General features: G+C 33.7%; 28 protein-coding genes and 1 pseudogene. 7 read left to right on the forward strand and 22 right to left on the reverse strand.

The features are described 5' to 3' along the window. Positions 1-15: 15 nt before the first annotated feature. A complete protein-coding gene (locus ACXVYO_RS15165; RefSeq protein WP_458467657.1) occupies positions 16-603 on the reverse strand; it encodes an SCO family protein in 588 nt (195 codons plus the stop codon). A gap of 335 nt (positions 604-938) precedes the next feature. Between ACXVYO_RS15165 and ACXVYO_RS15170 the strand changes: the two genes are divergently transcribed. After that, positions 939-1,904 carry an MBL fold metallo-hydrolase gene (locus ACXVYO_RS15170; protein WP_458467658.1) on the forward strand — a complete coding sequence of 322 codons (966 nt, stop codon included), beginning with the start codon at positions 939-941 and terminating at the stop codon, positions 1,902-1,904. Positions 1,905-2,103: 199 nt separating this feature from the next. On the opposite strand, the gene ACXVYO_RS15175 is transcribed toward ACXVYO_RS15170, so the two are convergent. From ACXVYO_RS15175 to ACXVYO_RS15190, 4 genes are all read right to left on the reverse strand, one after another. After that, the gene (locus tag ACXVYO_RS15175) at positions 2,104-2,946 is read right to left on the reverse strand and encodes a DegV family protein (protein WP_458467659.1); all 843 of its coding nucleotides are present in this window, start codon (positions 2,944-2,946) and stop codon (positions 2,104-2,106) included. A gap of 152 nt (positions 2,947-3,098) precedes the next feature. Beyond that, on the reverse strand, positions 3,099-3,350 hold the full coding sequence (locus tag ACXVYO_RS15180) for a DUF2535 family protein (RefSeq protein WP_033656333.1): 252 nt from the start codon (positions 3,348-3,350) through the stop codon (positions 3,099-3,101). Positions 3,351-3,693: 343 nt separating this feature from the next. Beyond that, entirely contained in the window at positions 3,694-4,437 is a 744-nt protein-coding gene (gene tatC / locus ACXVYO_RS15185; RefSeq protein WP_458467660.1) for a twin-arginine translocase subunit TatC, read from the reverse strand. Positions 4,438-4,479: 42 nt separating this feature from the next. After that, complete coding sequence (locus tag ACXVYO_RS15190) at positions 4,480-4,665, reverse strand: twin-arginine translocase TatA/TatE family subunit (RefSeq protein WP_000492443.1); 186 nt, start codon at positions 4,663-4,665, stop codon at positions 4,480-4,482. A gap of 213 nt (positions 4,666-4,878) precedes the next feature. Here ACXVYO_RS15190 and trhA point away from each other — a divergent pair, with 213 nt between their 5' ends. Continuing rightward, the gene (gene trhA, locus ACXVYO_RS15195; protein ID WP_000136894.1) at positions 4,879-5,535 is read left to right on the forward strand and encodes a PAQR family membrane homeostasis protein TrhA; all 657 of its coding nucleotides are present in this window, start codon (positions 4,879-4,881) and stop codon (positions 5,533-5,535) included. Positions 5,536-5,569: 34 nt separating this feature from the next. Here trhA and ACXVYO_RS15200 read toward each other — a convergent pair whose 3' ends face one another. From ACXVYO_RS15200 to ACXVYO_RS15220, 5 genes are all read right to left on the reverse strand, one after another. Continuing rightward, the gene (locus tag ACXVYO_RS15200) at positions 5,570-6,292 is read right to left on the reverse strand and encodes a lysophospholipid acyltransferase family protein (protein ID WP_458467661.1); all 723 of its coding nucleotides are present in this window, start codon (positions 6,290-6,292) and stop codon (positions 5,570-5,572) included. 111 nt (positions 6,293-6,403) lie between these two features. After that, entirely contained in the window at positions 6,404-7,039 is a 636-nt protein-coding gene (locus tag ACXVYO_RS15205; RefSeq protein ID WP_048541201.1) for an FMN-dependent NADH-azoreductase, read from the reverse strand. Positions 7,040-7,258: 219 nt separating this feature from the next. Next, a complete protein-coding gene (gene pbpC / locus ACXVYO_RS15210) occupies positions 7,259-9,244 on the reverse strand; it encodes a penicillin-binding protein 3 (protein WP_458467662.1) in 1,986 nt (661 codons plus the stop codon). 154 nt (positions 9,245-9,398) lie between these two features. Beyond that, on the reverse strand, positions 9,399-9,887 hold the full coding sequence (locus ACXVYO_RS15215; protein WP_458467663.1) for a dihydrofolate reductase: 489 nt from the start codon (positions 9,885-9,887) through the stop codon (positions 9,399-9,401). A gap of 19 nt (positions 9,888-9,906) precedes the next feature. Beyond that, complete coding sequence (locus ACXVYO_RS15220) at positions 9,907-10,863, reverse strand: thymidylate synthase (RefSeq protein WP_458467664.1); 957 nt, start codon at positions 10,861-10,863, stop codon at positions 9,907-9,909. Positions 10,864-11,062: 199 nt separating this feature from the next. On the opposite strand from ACXVYO_RS15220, the gene ACXVYO_RS15225 reads away from it, so the two are divergent. Continuing rightward, positions 11,063-12,520, forward strand: coding sequence for a serine hydrolase (locus ACXVYO_RS15225; protein WP_458467665.1), 1,458 nt, complete (start codon positions 11,063-11,065; stop codon positions 12,518-12,520). 124 nt (positions 12,521-12,644) lie between these two features. After that, complete coding sequence (locus tag ACXVYO_RS15230; RefSeq protein ID WP_458467666.1) at positions 12,645-13,928, forward strand: S41 family peptidase; 1,284 nt, start codon at positions 12,645-12,647, stop codon at positions 13,926-13,928. A gap of 36 nt (positions 13,929-13,964) precedes the next feature. On the opposite strand, the gene ACXVYO_RS15235 is transcribed toward ACXVYO_RS15230, so the two are convergent. The 6 genes and pseudogenes from ACXVYO_RS15235 to ACXVYO_RS15260 all read right to left on the reverse strand — a co-directional run bounded on the left by ACXVYO_RS15235 (position 13,965) and on the right by ACXVYO_RS15260 (position 18,669). Next, positions 13,965-14,897, reverse strand: coding sequence for an aminoglycoside phosphotransferase family protein (locus ACXVYO_RS15235; protein ID WP_458467667.1), 933 nt, complete (start codon positions 14,895-14,897; stop codon positions 13,965-13,967). Between the two features lie 62 nt (positions 14,898-14,959). Then, positions 14,960-15,153 (reverse strand): annotated as a pseudogene (locus ACXVYO_RS15240) (VOC family protein); the annotation flags it as partial. 1 nt (position 15,154) lies between these two features. After that, positions 15,155-15,790, reverse strand: coding sequence for an HAD family hydrolase (locus tag ACXVYO_RS15245; RefSeq protein ID WP_458467668.1), 636 nt, complete (start codon positions 15,788-15,790; stop codon positions 15,155-15,157). A gap of 105 nt (positions 15,791-15,895) precedes the next feature. After that, positions 15,896-16,483, reverse strand: a complete 588-nt coding sequence (locus tag ACXVYO_RS15250) for a YpjP family protein (protein WP_458467669.1) — start codon at positions 16,481-16,483, stop codon at positions 15,896-15,898. A gap of 283 nt (positions 16,484-16,766) precedes the next feature. Next, complete coding sequence (locus tag ACXVYO_RS15255; protein WP_458467670.1) at positions 16,767-17,966, reverse strand: ABC transporter permease; 1,200 nt, start codon at positions 17,964-17,966, stop codon at positions 16,767-16,769. Further along, entirely contained in the window at positions 17,959-18,669 is a 711-nt protein-coding gene (locus ACXVYO_RS15260; RefSeq protein ID WP_341517931.1) for an ABC transporter ATP-binding protein, read from the reverse strand. The genes ACXVYO_RS15255 and ACXVYO_RS15260 overlap by 8 nt, the downstream gene beginning before the upstream one ends. 153 nt (positions 18,670-18,822) lie before the next feature. Between ACXVYO_RS15260 and ACXVYO_RS15265 the strand changes: the two genes are divergently transcribed. Together ACXVYO_RS15265 and ACXVYO_RS15270 are read left to right on the forward strand one after the other, a co-directional pair. Next, a complete protein-coding gene (locus ACXVYO_RS15265) occupies positions 18,823-19,254 on the forward strand; it encodes a GNAT family N-acetyltransferase (protein WP_000009787.1) in 432 nt (143 codons plus the stop codon). Between the two features lie 29 nt (positions 19,255-19,283). Beyond that, positions 19,284-19,811, forward strand: a complete 528-nt coding sequence (locus tag ACXVYO_RS15270) for an HAD-IIIA family hydrolase (RefSeq protein WP_063262752.1) — start codon at positions 19,284-19,286, stop codon at positions 19,809-19,811. Positions 19,812-19,867: 56 nt separating this feature from the next. Here ACXVYO_RS15270 and ACXVYO_RS15275 read toward each other — a convergent pair whose 3' ends face one another. The 6 genes from ACXVYO_RS15275 to ACXVYO_RS15300 all read right to left on the reverse strand — a co-directional run bounded on the left by ACXVYO_RS15275 (position 19,868) and on the right by ACXVYO_RS15300 (position 25,279). Further along, a complete protein-coding gene (locus tag ACXVYO_RS15275; RefSeq protein ID WP_073518498.1) occupies positions 19,868-20,308 on the reverse strand; it encodes a GNAT family N-acetyltransferase in 441 nt (146 codons plus the stop codon). Then, positions 20,305-20,778, reverse strand: coding sequence for an SAM-dependent methyltransferase (locus ACXVYO_RS15280; protein WP_458467671.1), 474 nt, complete (start codon positions 20,776-20,778; stop codon positions 20,305-20,307). Before ACXVYO_RS15280 ends, ACXVYO_RS15275 begins: the two co-directional genes overlap by 4 nt. Positions 20,779-20,865: 87 nt before the next feature. Then, positions 20,866-21,564 carry an aspartate/glutamate racemase family protein gene (locus ACXVYO_RS15285; RefSeq protein ID WP_458467672.1) on the reverse strand — a complete coding sequence of 233 codons (699 nt, stop codon included), beginning with the start codon at positions 21,562-21,564 and terminating at the stop codon, positions 20,866-20,868. Positions 21,565-21,713: 149 nt separating this feature from the next. Further along, on the reverse strand, positions 21,714-22,916 hold the full coding sequence (gene eutG / locus ACXVYO_RS15290; protein ID WP_458467673.1) for an alcohol dehydrogenase EutG: 1,203 nt from the start codon (positions 22,914-22,916) through the stop codon (positions 21,714-21,716). A gap of 52 nt (positions 22,917-22,968) precedes the next feature. Further along, positions 22,969-24,408 carry a GntP family permease gene (locus ACXVYO_RS15295; RefSeq protein ID WP_458467674.1) on the reverse strand — a complete coding sequence of 480 codons (1,440 nt, stop codon included), beginning with the start codon at positions 24,406-24,408 and terminating at the stop codon, positions 22,969-22,971. 205 nt (positions 24,409-24,613) lie between these two features. Further along, the gene (locus ACXVYO_RS15300; protein WP_458467675.1) at positions 24,614-25,279 is read right to left on the reverse strand and encodes an HAD family hydrolase; all 666 of its coding nucleotides are present in this window, start codon (positions 25,277-25,279) and stop codon (positions 24,614-24,616) included. 191 nt (positions 25,280-25,470) lie between these two features. Between ACXVYO_RS15300 and ACXVYO_RS15305 the strand changes: the two genes are divergently transcribed. Continuing rightward, positions 25,471-26,268, forward strand: coding sequence for a lipid II flippase Amj family protein (locus ACXVYO_RS15305; protein WP_458467676.1), 798 nt, complete (start codon positions 25,471-25,473; stop codon positions 26,266-26,268). Positions 26,269-26,277 lie beyond the last annotated feature (9 nt).

A 26,277-nucleotide genomic window follows, 5' to 3' on the forward strand; every position in this document is an offset into this window, starting at 1 on the left:
TGTGCACCCTTCTTTTTAATCCGCTAATCGCTTCATATCACGTATAATGTCTTCGTACGGCGTATTACTAATGCCACTATATTTTTTCATTACTTTTCCGTTTTGATCAATTAAATAAAATGATGTTCCATGTATTACTTGACCATTCTCAGGTTTATCTACAAGTGATTGGAAATTATCTTTTGAAAACTTTGTGATATCTTCTAACGAATAACCCGTTAATAAGTTCCAGTTACTAGTATCCTCTGTAAACTTTTGAATGAAAGCCTTTAGATTCTCTGGCTTATCAAGGTCTGGATCTACACTAAACGAAACAAACTGAACGTCTAATTTCTCTTCTTTTGCCATCTTTTGCAGTTTTGCCATATTAGCAGTCATTGGTGGACAAACTGTTTGGCAATTTGTGAACATAAAGTCAGCAACCCAAACTTTTCCTTTTAAATCTTTTGTACCAAATGACTTTCCATCTTGGTTTGTAAATTGGAAAGTTTCTAAATCCCAATTCAGTGGTTTACGAAGCTTTGAACCTGATCCACTACATCCAGCAAGTACAAAGAGACAAAATACAACCATAAGACCAATTACTTTTTGATAACGCTTCATTTATAAACCTCTTTTCTCTATCCTAAATTTAAATAGGTTATGTTTATCATAACAAAAGTTAACACTACGAGAAAATTGTTTACTACATTTGTTCACGAAATCGTACGAATTTACGTATGTTACTTCTTTATTTCAAGCGAATTACTAGACAAAATATATTTTTTTACTATTATTTCTCTAAATAGAATTTGCAAAACTAATTTTATTGTTACTTTTGTAAACATATCCCCCTATTTTTTAACAATTCCTTAAACATTCATCCATGTTATACACTGTATTCCTTAACAACATTTCGGTACAATACAATTACAACGATTTTAAATGAGGTGATGTTCATGACAAAACGTTATGAAAATATGGATAATGTAAGCACAAAAAAATCAATTCGTTCCTTCATACGTTGGCGAAAAGAGCGAAAACAAAATAAAAAGGATTTTTCTTTTTTAGTAGAACAATCACCTGTTAAACAATGTAAATTCCTACAAAACAACTTTGAAAAAACGACTGTAACTTGGATTGGTCATTCCACATTCCTTATCCAAACGAATGGGCTGAATATATTAACAGATCCAGTATGGGCTACTAAATTAAAATTAGTTCCAAGACTTACTGAACCCGGTCTTTCTATACAAGAACTACCTAAAATTGATATTGTCCTCATTTCGCACGGTCATTATGATCATTTAGATTTTTCAACGCTTCGCCAGCTAAATGATGATGTTTTATACCTTGTACCTATTGGACTGAAAAAATTATTTACTCGCAAAAAATTCACTCACGTAGAAGAGTATAATTGGTGGGAAAATACAACAGTTAGTGATGTTTCCATTCACTTCGTACCTGCCCAGCACTGGACGAGAAGATCCTTATTTGATATGAATACCTCTCACTGGGGGGGATGGATTATTAATAATGAAACAACGAAAGAAACCATTTATTTTTGTGGTGACAGTGGTTATTTCCAAGGTTTCAAAGAAATCGGCAAACGTTTTTCAATTGACATTGCCCTTATGCCAATTGGCGCTTATGAACCAGAATGGTTTATGAAAATATCCCACGTTTCACCTGAGGAGGCTGTGCAAGCTTATTTAGACTTAAACGCTACACACTTTATACCAATGCATTACGGAGCTTTTGCTCTCGCCGATGAAACACCTCGTGAGGCAGTAACAAGGCTTCGAAATAATTGGAATTTGCGTATGTTACCGTGGGAACAACTGCATGTACTCTTTTTAGGCCAAACTTTTACTTATAATAGCGTAACAAATGATAAGCAAACAAGTGAAACGTTACACGTATAACGTAACTTCTTATTTTCTATATCCAACATATACTATAGAAAATCATAAAGTGAAACTGTAATCAGTGGGTGTTTTCTATGAATGAATATTTACAGACTCGCTATATCATTAGCGGTAGTGCCTGTATAGCCCTTCTTATTTCTTACTTTCTATTCACATAAAAAAGCTACTTGAAAATTCATTTCAAGTAGCTTTTTTATTACTCCGCTAAATACATAAATCCGATTGCTCCCGGACCTGTATGAGTACTAATAATAGGCGTTGTAAAGAAAATTTCTGATTGAGCAAATCCACTCACTTTTTCAACAGCCGCTTTTACATTTTCAGCTAAAGGAATTGCTTTCGCATGTGGAATTGCAACAGCTTTTACAACTTTTCCAGCTGTATCTTCCTCAAATAACTTAGCTAACGTTTTTACAATTTGACCTTGGCTACGCACTTTCGTTACAGGGTTATAAACACCATCTTCAAGGCTAGCAATTGGTTTTATATTAAGTAGCGAACCGATAAACGCTTTTCCTTTACCGATACGCCCACCCTTCACTAAGTTTTCTAATGTATCTACTACTACAAATAAACGAGTATTCTTTCTCACTTCATCTACACGTTTTAAAATTTCTTCTAGTGAGCGTCCTTCATTTGCCATTTTCGCAGCTTCTATTACTTGATATGCTAAAGCATGTGTAATAAATTGAGAATCAACAACTGTTACTTTTGTATCGGTCATTGATGCAGCACTATTGGCAGTTGCCACAGTTCCACTCATTCCACTTGTCATATGAATGGAAAGCACTTCACTTCCATCTTCACCTAACTTGTCATACATTTCTACAAATGTACCCATTGCCGGTTGTGATGTTTTTGGTAATTCCTCTGATTTAATCATTTCTTCAATAAATTCATCAGGTTGTAAATCAACACGATCTAAATATGTTTGTCCATTTACAGAGATTGATAATGGTAGCACATGAATGCCATACTTTTCGATTACATCCTGCGCTAAATCTGCAGTTGAATCTGTTACAATTTTAATTTTTTGCATATTATATTCTTCCCTTTCCAATACGCTCTCCTTGTTATTATACTAGCATTCCCTGTGCTTTCAACAATTTCGAACAAATTTCACCAAATTAATTATATTTTTATACCTAAAATGAAAAAGACAGAGTTTACTAACCCTGTCCATACTCCGTATCATGCATTTTTTTCAAGGGTATTTGTATTATATACATTTAAATAATCATTCCACTTCAAACAATTTTGTAAATATTCACGGAAAGAATACGAAAATCTTGGGTGCTTTTGTTTTTGAATTTTTGCAATAAATAATTGAAGACGAGACTGAATTAGAAACGATAATGGATGCTGCGCCTGTAGGACAGGGATTTCGAATATTTTAATACAATCCCCTGTTGAATGAGTGAAATAAAAACTTTTCGTAATCACAATATCAATCCTCTTTTTCATTGGATTTTTGAACTTCCTCTACTTTACGCTGTAACACGTTGTTTATAGTGGAGACTTCTATGAATACAAAAGTATACTTAGTCAATCCCTGTAGTCCTTTTGGTTAGAAGGTTTATACTCTATTCATCTCCACCTAATCCATCCTCCGTCCTAAATATCCGATAAGACAGGAATCTCGTTATCCGTATATTGCTTAATGATTTTAGTATAAACTTAGTAAAGCGCAAAGTTTGTCTAAATTTTGGAGATTCTATAATTTTTTTCTTCTTTATATTGTATACGTTTATAGCTATAGTATAACAACTAAATAAAAAAAGTGCCTTTATAACGAGGCACTTTTCGACTGTATTTCTTCTTCTCTTTTCTTTTTTCGCTTACTAACAATCTTTGATAAAGCGATACTAATTTCATAAATACAAATAAGCGGTACCGCTACTAAACTATGTGATAAAAAATCAGGCGGTGATATACACGATGCAATGATAATCAATGCTACGTATGCATACCTTCTTATTTTTATTAGAAAATCCGCCGTCAGCAATCCAATACTCGTTAAAAACATTACTACTACAGGTAATTCAAAAATTACAGCAAATGGAACCGTTAAATTAAGAACAAAATGAAAATACTTTTCTGTCGTAAACATCGTATTAAACATTTCATTACCTATCGTAGTTAAGAAATGAAATAAAAACGGCATTACAACGAAATATCCAAAACATAAACCTGCAATAAATAATATAGACAATACCGGTATATACATTATTGTCATTTTTTGTTCATTTGGATGTAAACCCGGTTTTACAAATAACCAAATTTGTATAGCAGCAAAAGGAATTGTACAAACGATAGCAAATACTGTAGCAATCGAGAAAAAAATCCATAATACATCACTTGGACCGAGAACAGTTAATTTCATTGGTAAATCTTTTACAAGCCAAAAATAAATATCCTTCGTAAAAGTAAATCCGATAATTAAAAATAGTACAAAGGATAGCACTGTATATATTACTCGTTTGCGAAGCTCAACAATATGTTCTACTACGCTCATTTCCCGATCTTCCATCTCGTTCACCACACTTTATTTATCCATTTCGAGGAAAATTCATTACATTTTTTCTTTCTTTTCCTTCTCTTGAAATGCATCATCAGTCAATTCTTTCGTTGATTTTTTAAATTCTTTTAACGTTTCCCCTAAAGCCTTTCCGATTTCCGGCAATTTTTTCGGCCCAAACAAAATAAGTACAGCTACTAAAATTAAAATTAATCCTGGAAAGCCAATATTTGAAAACATTTCTCCATCCCCTTTATTAGTAGATTCCTTGTCCTACTATTGCATAATTTTATTTTGTCAAAAAAGTTTGAAAACGTCAACAAAACCATTGCCTTTTGTCAAAAAAATTCAAAAATATAATCAATTATACAAATTTCATTTTCTATTGCTCTTGTGTATGATATGGTAAGGGAAACGACATATTATTTTATGATAGTAGAAAGGATTTGTATTATGACTGAAAAAATGACACGAATGACGCAATTTGTGAAAGAAGAAATTGCAAATGCAATTACACATGGTATCGGTGCCATTTTAAGCATCCCTGCCTTAATTATATTGATTATACATGCCTCTAAGCATGGTACCGCATCTGCTGTAGTTGCATTTACGGTTTATGGTGTAAGTATGTTCTTACTGTATTTGTTTTCGACATTGTTACATAGCATACACCATCCAAAAGTAGAAAAATTATTTACTATACTAGATCACTCAGCCATTTATTTATTAATCGCTGGCACATATACTCCTTTTTTACTAATTACTCTTCGTGGACCATTAGGCTGGACGTTACTCGCTATAATATGGACACTAGCAATCGGAGGTATCATCTTCAAAATTTTCTTTGTACGCCGCTTTATTAAAGCATCAACATTATGTTATATCATTATGGGTTGGCTCATAATCGTTGCAATTAAACCACTTTATGAAAATCTAACTGGACACGGTTTTTCACTACTGTTAGCGGGCGGAATTTTATATTCAGTAGGGGCTATATTCTTCCTTTGGGAAAAGCTTCCTTTCAACCATGCCATTTGGCACCTTTTCGTTTTAGGTGGCAGTGCAATGATGTTTTTCTGCGTACTCTTTTATGTCTTACCTACAGCATAAAAAAGGTTTCAGCTTATATAAGCTGAAACCTTTTTTATTGATTATGTAATTGTGATGCAATAACATCCTGTGTATGCTTCGTTAACTCTTTAATATCCATATTCGCATACTCTTCAGGTGTAATCGGCTTAGAAATTGTTACTGTTGCATGAGCTGGTTTCATACGGTTTCCATTCGCTTCAAACATTTTATATGTCCCGTCTAATGTTACAGGTAAGATTGCTACACCAGATTTTACTGCAAGGTGAAAACTCCCGGCCTTAAACTCTCCAATTTCGCCACCCTTACTTCTCGTTCCTTCTGGGAAGATTACGATAGAATGTCCATTCTTTAATAGTTCAATTCCATCTTTAATCGCTTGAAGAGATTGACGACGATCATTACGAACCATAAATACACAATTCATAAGTTCCATCCAAGTTGGTACAACTGGAAACTTCTTAATCTCTGCTTTTGAAACGAATCCAATTGGTTTATTTAAGTAACCTAGTAAAACAGGAATATCCATATTACTTTGGTGATTACTTACAACTAGTACCGGCTTATCTTTTGGAACATTTTCAAGTCCCTTTACTTCAACTGTAGATCCAGCTACACGTACCATTTTCTTACCAAACCAATTTGTCGTTTTATACACAACATTATCTTTTTCTTGTGGCGACATCGTATTTACTTGTCTTTTCAGACGCCACATTCTCGGTGTAATCGCAATTACGATTAAAATTAAATAAAAGATTTTAAAAAACGTTTGAATCATACAGAACCCCCACCTATTATCATTCCGACCTTCATTATACTAGACAAACGAAGGAAAAAGAAGAAAAAATGTCCAAACAACAAGTGCTTGGACATTTTTAAATATTCTATATTAGAAACGTTTTGCTAATTCACGAGCATTAGCAATTGCTGCTTCTTTAATTTCCGGTGCTTTTTCAGGGTTTGCATTCATACCTTCAACTGCAATGTATTCAGTTTCATTTACACCAATGAATCCTAATACTGTTTTTAAGTGATTGCGGCCGAAGTCTACAGCTGCGTATGCTCCTTCAGAATAAACGCCACCTGTTGCTTGAATGTGAAGTGCTTTTTTGCCTTCTAATAAGCCAACTGGACCATTTTCAGTATACTTGAATGTTTTACCTGCGATTGCTAAGTTATCTAAGTATGCTTTTACTACTGGTGGATAGCTAAAGTTCCACATTGGAGTTACGAATACATAACGATCCGCATGCATAAATGTTTCTAAGTTTGTGTTCATTGCTGCAACTTTTTGTTGTTGAACTTCAGTTAAAGTTTCAAAGCCTTCACCTGCTGCAAATTTGCCCCAAGCAGCAAATACATCTGCATCGATTGCTGGTACTGTAGTGTTGAATAAATCAATTGTTACAACTTCGTCTTGTGGATGTTCGTTTTTATAAGCTTCGATGAAAGCTTCTCCTACCGCCATTCCGAAAGAACCTTCTGCTGAATTTGGATTTGCTGTAATAAATAGTACTTTTGTCATTGTATTCTCTCCCTTTTACACACTTTATCTTTAATTTGAGATTTATAATTCGAAAGTAAATAACTTACCTTATGTAAGTATAATACAAAAAGTTCTGTTCAATGTCAATAAAAAATAGCTACTTTTTTTTCGTAAGTTAATAAACACTATCTTTTCAATATGTTTTTGGTGAAACAAAAAACTACCTCCACATTCCATGGAGATAGTCTTCATCATTTTCTATTTTTGAAACACATGTTTCACTTTTTCAGCTGGAATATTACTTCCGCCTCTACCTTTTACATCTTCAATCATCATTGTAATGACCATATCTGGTGAATTTAAATCAAATGCAGCGAACCAGCCTAGTTCTTTTCCTTCGGCCTCTTTTGATACTTTTAATTCCGCTGTACCTGTTTTTCCAGCAAGCGTCTTACCATCAATTTTAGCAATTTTTCCAGTACCATCTGGATCATTAATTACTTTCGTCATAGCAGTCTTTAATATATCCTGATTGCCTTTTGAAATGACATTCTCTTTCCAAACTTTTGGTTGCTTATCTGTTTTAATAATATATGGAGAAGGTATGTTTCCATCATTAACAATTGGTGCATACGTTAATGCTAGATGGAGTGGCGTCATTAATACTTGCCCTTGTCCATAACCTGTATCTGCCATTTGAATATCGTTTTTAATCCCATCATTTGCGATTTTAGAAGCTGGGAATCCATATTCAATTGGTAGTTTCTCATCGAATCCGAATTTTTTTGCTTCACTCATAAATTTATCTTTTCCGATTTTCAAAGCTTCTTGTGCGAAATAAATATTATCCGAGTATTTCATCGCTTTATCAAAATCAATCGGATTCGCATCTTTTACACGTGTTACATAATAATTACCCCAAGAAGAATCTTTTGTCCATTTCAAACCTTCAATTTTTAACTCTTCTTTTGGATCAATTGTTTTCGTTTCAAGACCGATTGCAGCTGTAATAGGCTTAAATACAGATCCTGGAACTGATAATTGTGTAAATCGATTCGTCATCGGTTTCTTCGGATCATTATTTACCGCGTCACGTTGCGCTTTTGAAGCACCTCTTGTAAGGGTATTTGGGTTATAAGCTGGCGTGCTCACAAGTGCAAGTGTTTCTCCAGTCTTTGGATTAATTGCTGCACTTGACCCTACCTCATTTTTCATTTCATTATAAATTTCGCTTTGAACTGCACTGTCAATCGTTAAAGTTACATTTTCTCCATCAACAGCTTCTGTTTTTGCTAAATTTTTAATTTCTTTTCCTTGCGCATCTTCTACGAAGACACGACCACCTTTTTTACCGCGTAGCTTTTCTTCCAGTACTTGCTCTAAACCAGCTTTACCTACTGGATCATCAGCTTGATAACCTTTCTTTTGTAGCGTTTTTAAATCTTCAGCATTCACTTTTCCAATATAGCCAGTTAGATGTGCTGCTTCTTCTCCTAATGGATATGAGCGAACATTTACTGGCTTTGTTGCAACACCCGGTAAATCTATGTACGTATTTTGTGTTGCTCCTTCAGGCAATATTCCCATTGGTACAAGGTAATTTGGCTTTACCCACTTCGCTGCTAGTTTTTGATCAATTTCTTCTACAGACATATTTAGCAACTTCGCTACCGTTTCTTTCGTTTGCGGAGCAGCATCCCCTAACTGTTCAGGAATCATTCCGATTTCAGAGGCTTTACCATTTACCGCAAGATATTTACCGTTACGGTCATATATTTCTCCACGTTTTGGCTCTGTCGTTTGCATACGTACTTTACTATCTTTTGTCATCCCTGGGAATATAAAATCAGGAGTCCAATCTATTTTCCAAGATTCTTTATCTCCATCTTTTTCTTTCACCATTTTTGCTTCATGGCCAAAAGTGATCTTACCACCAACTGTATCCATGCTTACTTTAAAAGGAACAGGGCCTTCATCTTTTTTATCTTCTTTTACTTCCCCTGTTTCTACTTTTAAATCTTTCACTTCAATGCCAGAATAAATTTTTTCATATTTCTCAGTGAAATCTTTCTTTGAAATATCTTTTTTTGCCTTTTCTGATAATTGATCATACATTTCTGCAAACTTTTGTTTATTCCATGCTTTTGCATATGTATCAAACGCTTCTTGTGGTTTTTCTTCTTTACCGCATCCCACTAACATGAATGTTAAGCAAAGAAAAAGAATCCCCCATATCTTTCTCAATCGATTCTCCTCCTCTTTCTATATGAATACTCTTGAAAAATTCAGCATTTTTTCATGCTACTTATCATTATAGCACTATTGAATCTTATCTATAAACTTATATTGATGAATACAAATAAAAAGATTGATGTGAGTTTCACATCAATCCCTATTATTATTGTTGCTTCTCATATACATGGTAATAGTACGTATACGGATTTTTTTCATCTGTTAAACCTTTTTCTACAAAAATTTCTTTCCAATTTGTCATATCGATTTCTGGGAAGAATGTATCTCCTTCAAATGCATGATGGATTTTTGTTATATATAGCTTGTCTACGTAAGGTAAAAAGAGATCATAAATTTGCGCTCCGCCAAAAACAAAAATCTCCTCTTCATTTTTGCATAGCTCAAACACTTCTTCTACAGAATGTGCTACTTCACAACCTTCAACATGATACCCTTCATTACGAGTTACAATAATATTACGTCTTCCAGGCAGTGGTCTACCAATCGCTTCGTAGTTCTTTCGGCCCATAATAAGTGAATGACCCATCGTTGTTTTCTTTACATACTGTAATTCACTTGGTAATCGCCAAGGCAAATTATTATCTTTACCAATTACTCTATTCTCGTCCATTGCAACCATAAATGAAACAATCATCTTTTCATCTCCTCTACAATTATACTGCAACCGGTGCTTTAATTGCTGGGTGTGGATCATATCCTTCAATCGTTAAATCTTCCATTTCAAAATCAAATACAGATTTCACATCTGGATTTAATGTAAGTTTCGGGAATGAACGTGGTTCACGTGCCAATTGCTTTTCTACTTGCTCAAAATGATTCGTATAAATGTGAGCATCTCCAATTGTATGAACAAATTCTCCTACTTCAAGTCCGCATTCATGAGCAATTAAATGTGTTAGTAGCGAGTAACTTGCAATGTTAAATGGAATTCCAAGGAATATATCTCCACTTCTTTGATATAGCTGACAAGAAAGTTTTCCATCCGCTACATAAAATTGGAATAACGTATGACATGGTGGTAAGGCCATACTTGGTACATCTTCAGGGTTCCAAGCAGAAACGATTAAACGACGTGAGTCTGGCGTTTTTTTGATCATTTCAATTACATCTTTTAATTGATCAAGTGTCTCACCAGCTGTCGTTTTCCAAGCACGCCACTGCTTACCGTATACGTCTCCTAAATAACCATATTTATTCGAGAAATCATCATCTTCTAAAACGTTCTTTTTAAACAATTCCATTTGCTCATCGTACTGTACTTTAAATTCCTCATCTTGTTGTGAGCGAAGACCGAAATCAGTCATATCAGGACCAATATACTCATCGCTTTCTACCCAGCTCTTAAATGCCCATTCATTCCAAATGTTATTATTATGCTGCAATAAATAACGAATATTTGTATCACCTTTCATAAACCAAAGCAGTTCACTTGCTACAAGGCGAAATGGTACTCTCTTTGTCGTTAATAAAGGAAAACCTTTACTTAAATCAAAACGCATTTGATATCCAAATACAGATACAGTGCCTGTCCCTGTACGATCTTCTTTCTTCGTACCATGCTCCATTACATGGCGGCATAAATTTAAGTATTCATATTCAGCATGTTTCATATGTAGTAAAACCTTCTTTCAATCTTATATGCAATTTATCATAACATGAAAAACAGTGAATTTAATAATCTTGATTAATAAAATTTCATTTCAATAATTCTTACAAAATTATTAACTTTCCACATTTATAAAGGTTTTCATTTTCTATTACCGAAAGTATAGTGCGGTAGAACAAAATTTATATTTGGAGGTTAGAAGTATGTCTAAAATTGAAACGCCTGTTATGACTTCTTTACAAACAACGATTGAAAAGATGATGAAGGATTTACATGTTCCTGGTGCTGCTGTAGCTGTTATAAAAGATGGTGAAGTTATTATTTCAGAGGGTTTCGGCTATCGAAATATAGAGACAAAAGAAGCTGTTACACCGAGTACTCGGTTCGCAATCGGTTCCTCAACGAAAGCTTTTGGTACACTTTCATTAAGCTTGTTGGCACAGCAAAAAAAGTTTAATTGGGATACTCCTGTCCAGTCTTATATACCTAACTTCTCTTTATCTGAACTACTTGCTAGCTCACAAGTTACAGGACGAGATTTGGCTTCCCATCGCACTGGGGTTAGCCGTCATGAAGCTCTTTGGTACAGCTCTTCCTTATCTCGAGAAGATCTTGTCGAAAAAATAAAACATTTACCGCTTGATGCACCGTTTCGGACTTCATTTCTATATAACAACTTAATGTATGCGACAATTAGTTATATTGTAGAAAACATTACGAATCAAACGTGGGAGCAATACGCTACAGAACATATTTTAGAACCTTTAAATATGAGACATACAAACTTCTCTGTTACAGATTCACAAACTACAGATGATTATGCTTTACCTTACGTTGAAAATGACGGTGAAATAAAAGAAGTTCCATTCCATAACATCGATACAGTCGGCGCTGCTGGGTGTATTAATTCTACAATTGAAGATATGGCAAATTGGGTCCTTCTTCACTTAAACAAAGGGAAATTTGGAGATCATGAATTAATCTCCTCTGAATTATTACAACAAATGTATACACCACATAATTCCATTCCAGATCAACCAGTTTTATCACTTCCTGAATCTCCATTAAATAGTTACGGTCTTGGTTGGTTTATTAGCGCTTACCGTGGTAATAAGGTAATTCATCACGGCGGTAATATTGATGGATTTTCAGCGCTTGTTTCATTCATACCAACAGAAAACATAGGCCTTGTCATTTTAACGAATGCTGGAGGCACATTACTGCCTACTTATCTCGCTAATCAAATTTATGACGAACTACTTGAATTAAAATCCATTGATTGGCATAAACGCGCTGTAGAAGATACTGAGAAAATGAAGGAGATGATGAAAGAAGCAACTGAATCCATTCCTGAACAAATGAAAGGGACTACACCTTCTCACAAGTTAGCGGACTACACTGGTACGTTTGAACATCCTGCTTATGGGACATTACAAGTATACAAACGAGATGATTCATTATATGTACAATTTATGGAGATGGATATTCAATTAGGGCATCATCATTACGACATCTTCTCTGCAAAAGTTGATTTATTCCAAATGAAAATGAGTTTATTATTCGCTTATGAAATGAATGTGAGTGGTGAATTCCCATCCCTTCAATTGCATGTACCTGCAATGCTAAGTACTCAACCTCTTGCATTTAAGAAAATTAAATAAATATTTTAATAGAGGGATGATAACACTTCCCTCTATTCCCCTTTTCTCTATCCAAATAAAGGATAATACGTAAAAGATACAGAATTCTATTATTCAACTAATTAAATTAGAAGGAGGAAAAACTGTGTACACAGAAATTTTTAAAGAAGTTGTTTCGATTACACATCACGATTATTCAGGCTGTTTAGATAAGGCAGGATGGGACGATCCTTCTACTTATTTACAAACAGTTGAGAAACTAGAGAAACTTGGAAAACTAACACCAGTACAATTTACTAAAATTGTACGTGATTACTTACTAGACTTTAAAGATAATCATATGTTTTTCAAAATGAACTCTAACAATCAACCACTTAACAGTGTTGGCTTCCAAGTGAAAAGATACGAAGACCACCTATATATTACATCCACTTCACAAGAAATAAGAGTAAAAAAAGGGCAGTCTATTCTAGCATTAGATAATATGAAAATTCCAGAGTTATTAATAACATATAGGAAGTATTTAAATGTGAATACATATGAACGTGAAAAATGGGATTATGTTTTATTACAATCATCAACTTGTACACTTATAAATGAAGATGGCGTAATTGAAACCATTACTTTACAAAAATATAAACAAAATGAATACACGCCTATTTATTCATTTAAACAGCATAATAAAGACACACTTTTAATTACTTTGACGGATTTCGCAAATACTGAAGCTATTAATAAATTATTAGACTCACACAAAAATGAGCTTAACTCTTTTCCGAACTTAATTATTGATGTGCGTTTGAATCGTGGTGGAAGTGATGATGCATTTTTTAAATTACTTCCTTACTTATTTGAAGACAAAGAGATCTCCCTTTTAGATTCTTCAGATACAATGCAATTGAATCATACAGAACGAAACTTTCATTTACGTATGAAAGACATCGAAATGGAAGATTACGATTCTTTAGACGAACTTTCCAAATTATTCACTGATATATTTATTCAAGATTTAAAAAAGAATTATAAAAAAGGATTCGTTACATTTGATACTTCTGAGTTACCAAAAGAACTTCAATCATTAAAAATAAACGGAAGAAAATCACCTAATAGAGTAATTATATTAACAGATGTTACATGTGGAAGTTCTGGTGATTCTTTTGTAGAAGTTGCAAAAAAATCATTGAAAGTAAAAGTAATAGGTCGTCCGACTGCTGGTTTAAATGATTATTCTAATTTAGCGGTAATGGAATGGGCTGATACTTTCGCACTTTACTACCCTACTTCACGGCTCTCTATTATAGATAAAGGCGAAGGAATGTCTGGAATTGGTATACAACCGCATATACATATCCCGTGGACTCCGGAACATATACAAGAAGATGTAGATTTAAAATTAGCATTACAACTGCTTCAAAACGAAGAATGGTAAAAAAACAAAGGTAGATGTGAATCACACCTACCTTTTCTATTTCATATCAAGCTTTTCTGGTTGAAACCAAATTGGCTTTAATAACTCAAAGTTTTTATGATCCTCTAAAACAATAGTAAGGCGTTCTAACGTATCATCTAACATATGTGGTGCTGCTCGTAATGACCAGACAACTGATGAGAAAACTGTCATGCCAACGTACACCGCATATAATTTCCAGAACTCCTCTGGTATTCTCCCATTAAAGTATCCTTCTATTTGTCCGATTGAATACGGGATACTAATGTCCCTTGCAAATAGTGCGATTTTTACGAAATCATGAAGTGGATCGCCCCAGTCGTATCCATTAAAATCAACAACACCTACATATTTCCCATCTCGCACAATTATATTTTCTAAATGAAAATCATCGTGTTGAAATCGATTTGGGCGGTTCTTTACATATATTTCATTTTCATCTATAAACTTTATGATTTTATCATCATTTTTTATTTTTATTCCACATGTTTTATATGCCTCTACATATTTTTGATGTTTTTTCATTGCTCTTTCATACCATGGAAGGATATCCTTAGGAGCTTCATATGTATGCATTTTTGCCAAATCTTTTCCTGCTTCTATACCAATATCATATTGTTCTTTTGGTGAATACGTAGGCAATAGCTTCTTCGCATCTTCTCCTTCTAAATATGAAAAAATCCCATAACATAAACCTTCTTCTGCCAACAAACCCATTTCAATTGGCTTTTGCGCTTGCACACTACGGTTTTGCATTTCATTTAAAATTTGAAACTCTATTTTCTTTCTTTCATACTCTTTTATATCGCCTGTCCGCAATAAATATTTTTCTTTATTCGCATTCGTAATTACATATTTCTTATCAGGTGAGAAACCTTTAGAAATTTCTTCAATATTAACTGCATCTTTTACTATCTGTATATTGTTTTTCCATGCTGTAATTGTTTTCATTTTTATTCCCCTTACATTTCTACATTTGGTGTATACGCTACTTCTCTATGAATAGCTTGTTATCTAGGCCCTAACGTCCTTACAATTCCCTCGTCTGCTTCCTTAAAATATATTTCACTTTCTCCCGTACTTTATGATACTATATTTACCTTTCTTCATCCAATTATGGAAAATAACATATGATAAAAAGAAATGGGCTCCTCTAATTTGTTACCCAAAATTCAATATGATGAATACCCACTCGAAGTATATTCATATTAAGAATACGCCCCTTGTACTACTTGCACAATTTCCATCGGTGTATTGACCATATAATCTGGTGCATCTTTTTTCACTGTTTCAATAACATCATACCCCCAAGATACCCAAATTACGTTCACCCCTGCCTTTTTACATGCTGCTACATCTCGCTGTTCGTCACCAACGTATAACATATCTTTCTCTGTTATCTTTTTGGATTTTAAAAACCTTTTTATCATTTTATCTTTCCCGAACAAATTTTTTGAACAATACACTTCTTGAATATTTGCTATATCATTATTGTGTAAAAATGCCCGAATATGCTCTTCTGAGTTAGAAGATATAACGGCAATTCCGTAGCCTTTTTTATGCAGTTCATCTAATACATCCTTCATTCCATGGAACAAAACGAGATCTTTTATAGCAGGTTGATACAATTTATAAAACTCTAGTGCTAATATTGGTAGTTTATACAGTGGTACATCGAGTTGTTTACATCGCTCTGACATCGTTAATTTACGTAAATAGTCAATTTCTTCTTCCCTTACCGTTTTATACCCGTGCTTTTCAGCAAGCTGATTATAAATTGGTACAAATATATTTTGTGAATCTACTAATGTGCCATCAAAGTCAAAAACAATATACTTTTGCATTCCCATACTCCCTTTGCTTCTTTTTTCTAAACCTATTTTATTCAACGCCATAGTTGTCTTACCCTTCTACAAAAATAAAAAAGAACAAGATTTTCTCTTGTTCTTTTAAGAAAGCCATTTTGGCGGTACATTCGTATTCCAATAAATATTTCCTAATTCATGGTGTCCAGAGTATCCATCATCAAAACGGTGATAGTGGAAATTAAAATAATAACCATCTTGCGGTGGATGATCTCTTCTTACATGAAATCGCAATAAGTCATTTCCTGATTTCGTGTCATACACATGAAAAATCTTTTCATTATTTCCGCCAGCTGGCCTTTGAGAAATCGCTAATGATTGCAATGACTCCTCTGGTACATCACTTGTAAGCTCAGCAATTGCCTCTTCAATTTTCGGTAATATTACATCTTTAAACTCATCCTCAATTACTGGACCAATTTTAGTGCCAAACTTTTGCATCGACTGCTTCTCTGCTTCTTGCATTGCGTACGTAATAAAAGTATCAGTGGTTAACCTGTCAGTCGTTTCTTCATATGTATAGGACGTACTTTCCAAATTTTGTTGCCCAGCTGTGCTCGTAGGCTTGTCCGCAGCTTTGGCATTATCAAGCAATATGGAAGGAGGCGTCACTAAACCAAATGTAAATACGGTAATTAATGCGACTAATGTTTTTCTAAACCAATTTGGCATGTATGTTCCCTCCCCTTTCACTCATTATGTTTTATATAACGGTTGTTCCTTCTATTATACAAAATGATTGTAATTTTTGCACTTTACAATTTTGTTAACGTTCACATATTTTTCACTTGAATATGAAATTGTAAGATTTCATACAATATAAGTACAACAACAATGAGGAGGCAATCAGATGACTTTAGATGTCATGTATTCCGCCGCAAGCATACTCGTTTTAGTATATTTTCTTTATCAATGTGTAACAGATTAAAAAAAGAGCCGTTTTTCGGCTCTTTTTCTATGGTAAAAATACAATCCAACCAATCCATATTATAAAAATTACCCCTGCAATTACAGCTGGTAATAAATAAAAATGAGAAAGGATAACTATTCCATACAAAAGGAGTACTGGAAGTAATAAATAGCGATCTGCCTTCCATCTTAACAATAGTAATTTTCCTTCATCACAATATAAATGAAGAAACATTTTTTTCGTAAATTCATTCCAATAATCGCGCGCATAACGAGAAATTCCAACTAAAGCAAATGCAAGAATAATAGCTGCAATCCACCTCGGACTCATAATAATACTGACAGTGCTTATACATAGAATTTGAATATAGAATATTCGTGCACTACTTGTACGGAAAAATTCTTTTAAAAAGGATTCAACAATACGAGATTCCTTTTTCTTCCCTAAAAACTTTTTAGAATGCGGAAACATCCACGGTTTTTTATTCGAACTACTCGGTTTAGCTGTATGACCACCAACTTGCATAATCCCACTTGTCCAGCGCATACTTTCTTCTTTCTCTTTCTCAACTTCTTTAAAAAAGCAATTTTTATAATTCAATTTTTCTTTTATTAATGCGATAATTAGAAAAACTGCTAGACCGATACTTAGTATAGAATAAAATGGATTTTTATAAATAAGAAACAGACTTACTCCAAAAAAGGTTAAACTTATAGAAAACATTACATTCTTTATAATCCATAGTAGCCATCGTTTCCCCACACGTACATGAATAAATCTCGTTAATAACGACAACAAAAATCGAAATATAGTAAAGAATAACCAAAATAATAAGACTTGTATCTTCGTCACTCCAATACTTTTCATCAATACTGGTAACATAGCAACTACTACTATTACATCCGTTATAGCTATTCGAATAAACGTATATGTCATGCCATACTGGATTAACTTTTGCATGTGAGCGGGATACGAAATTAAAAATAAACTATCCGCTTGTTCAAAAAATGAACGAACTCCTCTTGAATATGTAATCACATAAAATGCGAATAGACCTAATCCGAAATAAACTGTCTCTTCCATCGATAATTCTTCTATCCATAGTGAACGATAATAAATTCCCATAAATATAAGTGCAGGAATAATAATATATAGCGCAACTGTCCAATCAGTTATAGAACGTATGGACTTCCATTTACGCCTCACTTCATAACGCAATCTTTTATAAAATTGTTGTTTAATCATGTTGTTCACGCCTTACGATTACATCAAAGCAGTCTAATAATGAACTCCCTGGCATTTCCGCTAACGTTTGGATTGCTTCTAAATGTCCATCTGCGACTAATGTACCTTGTGAAATGAGTAAAAATCTCTCACAAATTCTTTCAGCTGTGTCTAATACGTGTGTACAAAGTAATATACCTGCGCCGCGTTCTTTCTCTTTATATAAATAACTTAAAAACTCTTTCGTAGCTACTGGATCTAAACCGATAAAAGGTTCATCAATGATATAAAAATCCGGTTCAGTTAAAAATGCCAAAATGAGCATTGATTTTTGTTTCATGCCTTTTGAAAACTTTGATAAATACTCATGTTTATGTTTATCCATTCGAAACATATGTAATAATTCTTCAGCTTTCCTTTCCCAGCTTCCGCCCTCATTCTCACGAGCAGCCATTAATAATTCAATATGTTCCCATAGCGTTAAATAATCATAATATGTCGGATGCTCCGGCACATATGCATAAGGGTTCTTTTTTTCACCGAATGATATTTCACCATTCATATTTACAAGTAAACCGAGCATCGTTTTAATCGTCGTACTCTTCCCAGCACCATTCGCACCAATAAGTGCAACTAATTCACCTTTTTTAATTGAAAAAGCAATATCATGAATTGTCTTTTCCCCTATATCATATCCGGCAGAGCGGATATTCACGTCTAACATACATTCCCCTTCTTTCCATTTCCAATACAATCAAGGAAAAGAATAACATATAACTATCTATATATCATTATAAAATATTTATTTTCATAGCAGGAATAAATAATTTTTAACAGAATATTTAATGTTTGATTACATTTTATTGGAGTGAATTATATGTCTTTTCAAATTCGCGAAGCTACGATAGACGATATAGATGCACTTTGTTCTTTAACAAAAGAATTAAAAGGTTCCTCTATTTCCTATGAAGATATGAACAACCGATTGCGATTCGTAAAAATGAGTCCTTTTGATTTTTTATATGTTTATGAAGAAGAAGACACTATATACGGATTACTTGGGTTTCGTATACGTGAAAATTTAGAAGATATAACTCGTTATGGGGAAATTTCAATTATTAGCGTTGATTCTACAATACGACGAAAAGGCATTGGACAAGTATTAATGGATTATGCAGAACAATTAGCCAAAAAACATAATTGTATTGGTACATGGCTAGTTAGTGGAACAAAAAGAGTAGAAGCACATCCTTTTTATAAAAAATTAGGATATGAAGTGAATGGATATCGATTTGTAAAACATTTTTAAAATACTTATAAATAGAAAGGACTAAAACTATGACAAACATCGAAGCTATTTTTATTGATCGTGACGGTACAATTGGTGGTGACACTACAATACATTATCCAGGTTCTTTTACATTATTTCCTTTTACAAAAGCAGCTCTGCAAAAACTAAAAGCTCAAAATATAAAAATTTTCTCTTTCACAAACCAGCCAGGTATCGCAGATGGGATAGCGACTGTTGCTGATTTTGCAAAAGAATTAAAAGGGTTCGGCTTTGATGATATTTACGTATGTCCTCATAAACACGGTGATGGTTGTGAATGCCGCAAACCAAGTACAGGTATGCTGCTACAAGCAGCCGAAAAACATGGGCTTGATTTAACAAAATGCGCTGTAATTGGTGATCGCTGGACCGATATCGTTGCCGGAGCAACAGTACATGCGACGACAATATTAGTTCGAACAGGCGCTGGATATGATGCTTTACATACGTACCGAGACAAATGGGCACATATTGAGCCAAACTACATTGCAGAAAACTTTGAGGATGCTACAAATTGGGTTTTAAATCAACTATAATACAAATGAAAAGAGACGTTTTCACAACGAAAATGTCTCTTTTCATTTTATATTTTTTAAAATGTTAATTCATAATGGAAATAACGATTATCTCTCAAATAGCCATTTTCAGCGTATAATCGCTGTGCTGATAAATTATCAATCTCCGTTTGTAATTTTACACCTTTTGCACCATTTTCTAAGGCAAATTCTTTAGCAGCTTCTAGTAATTTTTTACCAGTTCCTGCTCCGCGCTTAGTGGCTTGTACAAACAGATCATTTAATATCCATAATTCTTTCATCGAAATGGAAGAAAATGATGGATATAATTGTGTGAATCCAATATATTCACCGTCTTCAACTGCTACGAAAATAACGGATTCTTTTCTCTCAATTCGATTTCGCAAAAATACTTTTGCTCCTTCTATATCGGAATCTTGTCTATAAAACATACGATAGTTATTAAAAACTGATGCTAGTCCATCTAAATCTGCAATTGTTGCCTCATATATTCTCATTTTACTCCATTCCCCTTCCAATACTGTCTCATTATATCCGTTGCCCATTTAGGCTGTACAATTTCTTCTTTCGGCATAAACTCTTTCATTATCGGCTTTATATCCAATATAGGGGTGCCATCAATAGCATCTAATCCCTCAACAATAATTGATTTACCCTCTCTTTTGATCACCTTTACAATTGTGGCTCCTATGCGATTCGGACGATTTTTCCCGCGCTGTGCAAAAATGCCTACTCTAGGATAATCATTATTATTTCTAGGATGTCTAGCAAAATATTGAATTTGTTCATCAGTTACTTTATGAAAATAAAAAACAACTTCAATATGAGAAAAATCTTCAATCCCTTGTATACTTTCCTCTGTATACGTTTCAGTTAAAGTAATATAGGATCTTACTTCTCCCCACTCATCATCTTTTATTTCCTTTCTTTCATTATGTACAAATGCGATTGGTTGAACTGAAAACATACGCATTCCCCCTTAAATGTAACCACTTACATTATAAAATATTTTCTGAATGTTTTCCACAAACACGCATTAGGTTACATAATATAATTATAATCTATTTTGTAATGCGAAATTAACTGCTTCAATTGCATGTATATAAGTTGTGTCGAATATCGGAACTGATACGTCTTCCTGTTTTATTAATAATCCTATTTCTGTACAACCTAATATGATTCCTTGCGCTCCTTCTTTTACTAGCTCTTCTATAACTCTTTTATAATACTCTCTAGATGGAGATGTTATCATTCCTAAACATAATTCTCTATATATTACTTCGTTTACCTTATCTCTATCCTTTTTTGATGGAACCATTACTTTTATATGATTTTCTTCTATGCGTAATTTATAAAATTCTTGCTCCATTGTATATTTAGTTCCAAGTAAACCAACCTTTTGAATATCTTTCCTTTTAATTTCTTTCGCAGTTGCGTCAGCGATATGTAAGACTGGAATATGAATATTCTCCTTTATTTTCTCAACTACTTTATGCATTGTATTTGTGCAAATAATTATAAAATCTGCTCCTCCCCTCTGTAATGAATATGCTGCATTTCCTAATATTTCTCCTGCTCCATTCCAATCCCCCTTAGACTGGAATCGTTCAATCTCTTCAAAGTCCACACTATTAATCATACATTTTGCTGAATGTAACCCTCCTAATCTCTCTTTTATTTCTTCATTTATAATCCGATAATATTCAGAAGTTGATTCCCAGCTCATGCCACCAATTAAACCTATTGTTTTCATTACACACTACACCCACCTTATACTGTTTTTTAAAACTAGTTACAACATTTTATTATGTATATTATACATAATAAAACAAGACTTTACGTTTGTAATATAAAGTCTTGTTTTAACTATTTCCAAGGAAATTTTATAAGAATATTCTGAAATTAATTATCTAATGTTTTTATAGAAACTTCATATTGATAATGAAAACACTCTCGATACAACTGTTTAATTTCATCATACGATGGCACACGTGGATTATTTGCTGGACTTCCACTTTCAATTGCATCTGATGCCATTTTAGAAATAGCTTTTTCAAATTCAACTTCACCAATGCCGTATTCTTTTAAATTTGGAATACGAAGATCAAAACAAAGTTTTTTTATTTCCCTCAGCGTGTAGCCGGCTACTTCTTCATCACAATAGGAATACATATCTTTATTTAAACAACGTCCGATTTCAGCTAGTTTTTTTACTGCACTAACTTTTGTATAATCTAAAACTGTAGGCAATAGTATTGCATTCGATATACCATGTGGTACATGAAATAACGCCCCTACTGGCCTGGACATTCCATGAACTAGCGTAACAGATGCATTTGAAAATGCGATTCCAGCTTGTAAGGACGCAATCATCATCGCTTCTCTTGCCTCCATATTCTCTCCATCTTCATATGCAATACGTAAATATTTCATAATACTTTCAATTGCGGAAAGTGCAAGTACATCGGTAAGTGATTGTGAAACTTTAGAAATATATGCTTCGACTGCATGACATAATGCATCTATCCCTGTTGCTGCTGTAATATGAGGTGGTACCGAACGTGTTAAAATTGGGTCAATAATCGCTACTTGTGGGGTAAAACTCGGATGTTTCATCATCATTTTTACATCTGTTCGTTTATTCGTAATTACTGCTACACTTGTTACTTCCGATCCAGTACCAGAAGTTGTTGGGATTGCAATTAGTGGTAGCGGATCATTGTCTATTTCTATATCCTTTTGGACATAATCTTCCACTTCTCCACCATTTGTATATAATACTCCAACTGCTTTCGCTGCATCAATACAACTTCCACCGCCAATACCAATAATAAAATCACACTTTCCTTCTTTACAAATAGTTAACGCTTCTAACACGTGTATATTGGTAGGCTCAGCATTTACTTTATTATATGTATTAACTGTAATACCTTTCGTATTTAGTTGTTGTATACACCTCTCAACATATCCTAAATCCTCCATAATTGTATCAGTAACTATAAATGCTCTTTTCCCCAACTTCTTAGATTGTTCCCCCAGCTTTTCAAGCGAATTTCTTCCATATAATACAGACTTCGGCATACGAAACTCAGCAACTTCTTGCAAGTACCCCACCCCTTCTTACCCTAATTAATATTTTAGTTTATAAAATATCGACTTAATAAATTCCTGTTACTGTATAGAATGCAATAACTAAAAATACAGCAACCGTTTTCAAAATTGTAATAGCAAATATATCTTTGTATGACTGTTTATGTGTTAAACCTGTTACTGTGAGAATAGTAATAATTGCTCCGTTATGTGGTAATGTATCCATTCCTCCTGATGCCATTGATACGATTCGGTGCATTACTTCTAATGGAATATTAAATTGATTGGCCGCTGCAATAAACTTATCTCCCATCGCACTTAAAACGATCCCCATTCCTCCTGATGCAGAGCCTGTAATTCCGGCTAAAATATTCGTCGTTACGGCTCCATTCACTAGAGGATTTGTGAATGTGGCAGAAATACCATCTCTCATAATCGCGAATCCTGGAAGTGCTGCGATGACACCACCGAATCCAAACTCAGCTCCTGTATTCATCGTTGCAAGTAGCGCTCCACCAATACTTGTATTCAATCCAGCTTGAAATCCTGTTACTACTCGTTTCCAATACAGTAATAACGTTGTTACAATACCTATTATAAGTGCCAATTCTACTGACCAAATTCCAACTACTGCACTTAATTCTACTTTTCCAAATGCTTTCATACCAATTGCAGAAAAATCAAAACCATTCGGATACCACTTCGGTATCATAATAGTAAACACCTTATTCATTACACCTACTAAAATAAGTGGTATAAAAGCAATCACTTGCTGAACTCTTGTAATTTCAATACTTTTAAGTAACGGCATATCTTTTTGTTCTACTTGCAAAGAAGCTGCCATTTCAGTATTCCCATCGTTAAAACCAAAATACCCTTCTCCTGCTGCCTTCGCCTTCTTACGTCTACTCTCTAAATATAGTAAGCCTAACGTAAGTACAAAAATTGCCCCTACAATACCAAGTATCGGCGCAGCATAAATGTCCGTTTTAAAAAATGTTGTAGGTATTACATTTTGAATTTGTGGTGATCCAGGTAGCGCATCCATTGTAAACGTAACTGCTCCAAGTACAATCGTTCCAGGGATTAAACGCTTCGGAATATTCGCTTGTCGAAACAGCTTAGCTGCGAACGGATAAACAGCAAACACTACTACATACACACTAACACCGCTATACGTTAAGATAGCACCCATTAATACAATCGCTAATATCGTACGTTTTTCACCAACTAACTCTATAATTGTCTTTGCAATCGAATCTGCAATTCCTGACATTTCTACTACTTTCCCAAATATTGCCCCAAGTAAAAATACAGGGAAATATAGTTTAATAAAACCTACCATTTTCTCCATAAAGATATTCGAAAAGAAAGGTAATACAAAACTAGGCTCTGTCAAAAATACCGCAAATAATGCAAATATCGGTGCAAATAAAATAACAGAAAACCCTCTATATGCTACAAACATTAGTAAACTAAGTGCTAATAATATAATAACTAGCTCCAATTATACCCCTCCTTTAAACAGAAAATTCAAACTTTTATAGATAAACTTCTACTAATCTTTCGATTCTGACATCCCTCCTCTTATTCATGCAAATTTTTCATGCTAAAAATGTCTAATTATAAGTATTCGATTACATATGAAAAATCCCTTTAAACATAAACGATTTCATCGTCATACGTTATAAAGGGATTTTCAGTCTCAATATTTACTTCTTTATCAAACTACTGTCTACACAAAAATGATGTAGTTCTTTTACATCATTTACTATATGAGTCGCACCAACTTCAGTCAATTCTGTTTCACTACCATAGCCATATAATATACCTATTGAAGCAATTCCATTATAATTTGCTCCTATTATATCGTGTTTTCTATCTCCAATCATAACAATTTCTTCTTTATTAAGGACTTCATTTGTTTGTAAAATATGAGCAATGATTTCTTCCTTTTTTATTCTCGTACCATCTAAATTACTTCCAATGATACCTTCGAAATAATTCGTTAGTTGAAAATGCTCTATAACTTGTTCAGCAAATATAGTGGGCTTTGAAGTGGCTATAAATAAACGATTTCCAGTATCTTTTAATTGTTTCAAAAGGTTTGGAATACCATCGTAAACCTTATTTTCTAACAATCCACGTTGTTTTACATACTCTCTGAAGTAAAAAACAGCTCGTTCAACTTCTCCTTCATTCATATTGTATCTCTCTACGAATGATTGCTGGATGGGTGGACCAATAAATGAGTCTAATTCACTTACATGTAATTCTTCAATTCCAACCTTTTGTAATGCATACAATACTGAATTTATAATTCCTTCTTTCGGATCCGTCAATGTTCCATCTAAATCAAATAGAAATGTTGTATACATGTTTTCTTCCCCCACTCATGTTACTGTATAAGTATCCTATAACATCTTTTCTCACTTTTCCTTCTATTATACTATCATTATTTTTTCTTAAAAATTACTTTTCCTATGTCACATACGTTCAGTTACAAAAAAACGATACATATGATAAAGTAAAAAAGTTACAATTATTTTAATAGAAACTGGTGAATCTAATGTCAATTACGTTAATTGTTATAATAGCTTTCACAATTGTTATTCACGCGGTTGAAACGAGCTCTTATAGTATTCGGTTAGCTGGAGTGCGTTTAAAGAGAATTGCTGTTGCTTTGTCTGTCGTAGGCATGGTGTTACTTATTTCAAGAACATCTAACATGCTACAAGCCTTTTTAATCGGTGGGATTGTCGATGAGGCAAAACGAGACGCATCCATTAATTTAGAACATATTATACGGCTCGTTCTATTATCCGCCTCTGTCGGTACATTGATTGCGATTATACTATATCCAACTTTAACCAAACTATTTGGATATGTCATTCAAAACTTTGAAACAGACGGTTCTTTCATTCGAATGATGAAAACAAATAACATTCAAAAATTAAAGTACACAAAAAAATATGTACGCTTCCCAAAATTAGAAATGATTCATAGACTACGTATTGGTGGTATTCCAAAACGTATTATGCTTATTAACATGTTTGCTACTGCTATTTATACAGCTGGTGTTCTTTCAGCCCTATATGCTTCTTTTTTACTTCCAGCTTACGCGACAAAAGCTACTACAGCTTCTGGACTTATTAATGGTTTTGCTACCATTTTATTAACAGTGCTACTAGATCCACGTATCGCACTTTTAACAGAGCGAGCCCTTCAATCAGAAGAAGGTGCTGAAGCAATGAGTAAAATGTATGGTTGGTTAATGATTTCTAGACTTTTCGGTACGTTATTAGCTCAACTGTTATTCATACCAGGTGCTTATTGGATCACATGGATTATTAAACTGATGAATTAGTCCTCTATA

This window comes from Bacillus sp. BC08, assembly GCF_054326875.1.